Genomic DNA, 4,606 nt, shown 5'->3' on the forward strand with positions numbered 1-4,606 from the left:
GTTTACATCTGATTCAGCCTACAACTACGGTAAGTTTAGCGATGCTACATATGATGCAGCCTACCAAAAAGCATTGACTACAGATGCTTTGGATCCAGTAGCTGCTGCAGATGATTACAAAGCTGCTGAAAAAGCACTTTATGATAATGCACACTATAACCCACTTTACTTCCGTAATACAAAAGCACTTCAAAATCCATCAATCAAAGGTCTTGTTCGTAACTCAACTGGTTTGCAAGTTGACTTTACATATGCCTATAAAGATAAATAATCTTTAAGTAAGTATGAATAATGGGCAAGAATTGGTTGCGGCCAATTCTTGCTTTTGTTGACAGGTAAAACTTTTCCCCTGCCAACAAAAGCAAATAAGAGAAGGAAATATTATGGTAAAATACATTCTTAAACGTGTTGCTATTCTTCTTGTAACACTCTGGGTAGTTGTTACCCTGTCGTTTTTCCTCATGCAAGTTATGCCTGGGACACCTTACAATAACCCAAAATTAACTGATGAGATGATTGCTTTAATGAACAAACAATATGGGTTGGATAAACCAGTTTGGCAACAATATCTTACATATCTATGGAATATTCTCCATGGTGATTTTGGTACAAGTTACCAATCAATCAACCAACCAGTCGGTCGTTTGATTTCACAACGCTTGGGTGTTTCAATTCAACTTGGTGTTCAAGCCCTAATCGTTGGTCTTCTTGCTGGTCTTGCGGTTGGTGCTGCATCAGCGCGTAACAAAAATAACTGGATTGATGGTGTACTTAGTGTTATTTCTACACTTGGTATTTCAGTACCATCATTCATTATCGGTCTTTTCTTATTGGTTACTCTTGGTTTCAAATGGAGCTTGTTCCCACTTGCAGGATGGGGTTCATTTGAACAAACAATCATGCCATCTATTGCCTTAGCAATCCCAGTCTTTGCTCAAGTAACACGTTTCTTCCGTGGACAAATGATTGAAACATTGAGTTCTGATTACATTCAATTAGCAACTGCTAAAGGTTTGAATAAACGTCAAGTGACACGTAAACACGCGTACCGTAATTCAATGATTCCAGTTTTGACTTTGGTTGGTCCTATGGCAGCAAACTTGCTAACAGGTTCAGCTTTGATTGAACAAATTTTCTCAATTCCAGGAATTGGTCAACAATTTGTAACATCAATCCCAGCTAAAGACTATCCAGTAATTATGGGAACAACAATCGTTTATGCAATGATGTTGATGGTTGCTATCTTGGTAACAGATATTGCAACAAGTATTGTTGACCCACGTGTACGCTTGCAATAAGGAGACTATTCATGGCAGAAAAAACAAGAGAATTTAAGCTTGTTGGTGTTGGTTCAGCCAGCTCACAAGAAAAAATTGAAAAGCCTGCTCTTTCTTTTATGCAAGATGCATGGCGCCGTTTGAAGAAAAATAAATTAGCTGTTATTTCAATGTGGTTCTTGGGAATTTTACTTGTATTCTCAATGATTTCAGTAGTTTTGGTACCACGTGATGACGCTAATGCTTTCAATACAAAAGAAGTTACAACTTACCGTAACCTTCCACCAAAACTTAGTGACAACCTTCCATTCTGGAACGGTAAAATTACTTATTCTGGTAATACTGAAGCTAACGATGCTTATGCAGACCAAGGTGTTCCAGAAGGTAAAAATTTATCCTTGGTACTGATAACCTAGGTCGTAGTGTTGCGAAACGTATCATCGTAGGTGTGCGTATCTCACTTCTTATTGCTATCGTTGCAACATTGATTGACCTTTTGATTGGGGTAACTTATGGTTTGATTTCAGGTTATGTTGGCGGACGTGTCGACATGGTTATGCAACGTATTATCGAAGTTATTTCATCAATTCCTAACTTGGTTATCGTTACAATGCTTGGTCTTTTGCTTGGTAATGGTGTTACATCAATCATTATTTCAATTGCTATCGTTGGATGGACATCAATGGCTCGTCAAGTACGTAACTTAACACTTTCTTACCGTGAACAAGAGTTTGTTCTTGCTGCTCGTTCATTAGGTGAAAGTGCTCCTAAAATCGCGTTTAAACACATCCTTCCAAATATTTCAGGGATTATTATTGTTCAAATCATGATGACAGTTCCAAGTGCCATTATGTACGAAGCTGTGCTTTCAGCTATTAACCTTGGGGTAAAACCACCAACAGCATCACTTGGTTCATTGATTACTGATGCTCAAGAGTACTTACAATACTACCCTTATCAAGTAACTCTACCAGCTCTTGCTTTGGTATTAATCTCACTTGCTTTCATCTTGTTAGGTGACGGTCTTCGTGATGCATTTGATCCAAAATCTGGTGATCGTTAGGAGGAAAAAATATGAGTGAAGAAACAATTTTACAAGTTAAAAACCTCCATGTAGATTTCCAAACCTACGCTGGAGAAATTAAAGCCATTCGAGACGTCAACTTTGACTTGAAGAAAGGCGAAACACTTGCTATCGTAGGTGAATCTGGATCAGGTAAATCTGTAACAACTAAAACATTAATGGGGTTATCTGCTTCAAATGCTACTATTACAGGTGACATTGACTTTAAAGGTAAAAAACTTACTGAATTAAAAGAAGACGAATGGATTAAAGTTCGTGGAAATGAAATCGCAATGATTTTCCAAGATCCAATGACGAGTCTTGATCCAACAATGAAAATTGGTCAACAAATTGCCGAACCAATCATGATCCACGAAAAAGTTTCAAAACAAGAAGCTTGGGATCGTGCACTTGATTTAATGAAGAACGTTGGTATTCCAAATGCAGAAGAACATATCAACGATTACCCACACCAATGGTCTGGTGGTATGCGTCAACGTGCTGTTATTGCAATCGCGCTTGCTGCTAACCCGGATGTCTTGATTGCTGACGAACCAACAACTGCCTTGGATGTTACTATTCAAGCTCAAATTCTTAACTTGATGAAAAAAATTCAAAAAGAACGTGGTTCATCAATCATCTTTATCACCCACGACCTTGGTGTTGTTGCTGGTATGGCTGATCGTGTAGCAGTTATGTATGCTGGTAAAGTTATTGAATATGGAACAGTTGACGAAGTCTTCTACAACCCGCAACACCCATATACTTGGGGGTTGTTGAACTCAATGCCAACAACTGATACAGAAGCTGGTAGCTTACAATCAATTCCAGGTACACCACCAGATCTTCTTAACCCGCCAAAAGGTGATGCTTTTGCACCACGTAACGAATTTGCTTTGGATATCGATTACGAAGAAGAACCACCAATGTTTAAAGTTAGTGACACACACTATGCTGCAACTTGGTTGTTAGACGAACGTGCACCTAAAGTAACACCACCATTACCAATTCAAAAACGTTGGACAAAATGGAAAGAACTTGAAGGGAGAAAAGCTTAATGACTGAAAATAGAAAAAAGCTTGTTGAACTTAAAAATGTCTCTTTGACTTTCAACGAAGGCAAAAAGAATGAAGTAAAAGCTATCAACAACGTCAGCTTCGATATCTATGAAGGTGAAGTCTTTGGTCTAGTTGGTGAATCAGGTTCTGGTAAAACAACTGTTGGACGTGCTATTTTAAAACTTTACGATATTAGTGGTGGTGAAATCGACTTTAACGGAGAAACGGTTTCTAACCTTAAAGGTAAAAAACTACATGAATTCCGTAAAAATGTCCAAATGATTTTCCAAGATCCACAAGCCAGTCTTAATGCACGTATGAAAATCCGTGATATCGTTGCTGAAGGTCTTGATATTCACAAACTTGTTAATAGTAAAGAAGAACGTGATGAAAAAGTTCAAGAATTGCTTTCTCTAGTAGGTTTGAACAAAGATCACATGACTCGTTACCCACACGAATTTTCTGGTGGTCAACGTCAACGTATTGGTATTGCACGTGCTCTTGCTGTACAACCAAAATTCATTATTGCTGATGAACCAATTTCTGCGCTTGACGTGTCTATTCAAGCTCAAGTTGTTAATTTGATGCAAAAACTTCAACGCGAAAAATGCTTAACTTACCTCTTCATCGCTCACGATTTGTCAATGGTTAAATACATTTCAGATCGTATTGGAGTTATGCACTGGGGTAAAATGCTTGAAATTGGAACATCTGAAGATGTTTACAACAATCCAATTCACCCATATACTAAAAGTCTGTTGTCTGCAATTCCAGAACCAGATCCAGAATCTGAACGTGAACGTGTACACCAAGCTTATGATCCAAGTGCAGAACTTGATGGTCAAGAACGTGAAATGCGTGAAATCACACCAGGACATTTTGTACTTTCTACAGAAGCAGAAGCAGAAGAATACAAAAACGCATTATCATAATTATAAAGAGGGCAAAGAGCCCTCTTTTTTGCGTTTAAAGGTTCCTAAAAGTCAATTTAGTTGCATTATAAGAGAAGAAGTAAAGAATGTACACGAAGTCAATTACTGCTGAATTGAGCGATTTTAGAGGGTTCTGATGACAAATTGAAAAAAAACTAGAAAAAAGTTTCATAAAAGCGTTGACACGCTGTAGTAAATTTAGTATACTAATATAGCTGTTGCTTGAGAGAGCAGTGGTAACAAATTTGAAAAGAGCTTGAAAATTTCTTAAAAAAA

The 4,606-nt window shown here is 37.7% G+C and carries 3 protein-coding genes and 2 pseudogenes; all 5 read left to right on the top strand.

Going from position 1 to position 4,606, the window contains the following annotated elements:
- Positions 1-271: pseudogene (locus STRINF_RS00050) on the top strand (peptide ABC transporter substrate-binding protein); the annotation flags it as partial.
- Between the two features lie 112 nt (positions 272-383).
- Entirely contained in the window at positions 384-1,298 is a 915-nt protein-coding gene (locus STRINF_RS00055; RefSeq protein WP_006530948.1) for an ABC transporter permease, read from the top strand.
- A gap of 11 nt (positions 1,299-1,309) precedes the next feature.
- A pseudogene (locus STRINF_RS00060) lies at positions 1,310-2,340 on the top strand (ABC transporter permease).
- Positions 2,341-2,351: 11 nt separating this feature from the next.
- Positions 2,352-3,398 (top strand): ABC transporter ATP-binding protein, encoded by a 1,047-nt coding sequence (locus STRINF_RS00065; protein ID WP_006530951.1) that lies wholly within the window; start codon positions 2,352-2,354, stop codon positions 3,396-3,398.
- On the top strand, positions 3,398-4,330 hold the full coding sequence (locus STRINF_RS00070; protein WP_006530952.1) for an ABC transporter ATP-binding protein: 933 nt from the start codon (positions 3,398-3,400) through the stop codon (positions 4,328-4,330). The genes STRINF_RS00065 and STRINF_RS00070 overlap by 1 nt, the downstream gene beginning before the upstream one ends.
- Positions 4,331-4,606: the final 276 nt, after the last annotated feature.

The sequence above is a fragment of the Streptococcus infantarius subsp. infantarius ATCC BAA-102 genome (assembly GCF_000154985.1).
Taxonomy (GTDB): Bacteria; Bacillota; Bacilli; order Lactobacillales; family Streptococcaceae; genus Streptococcus; species Streptococcus infantarius.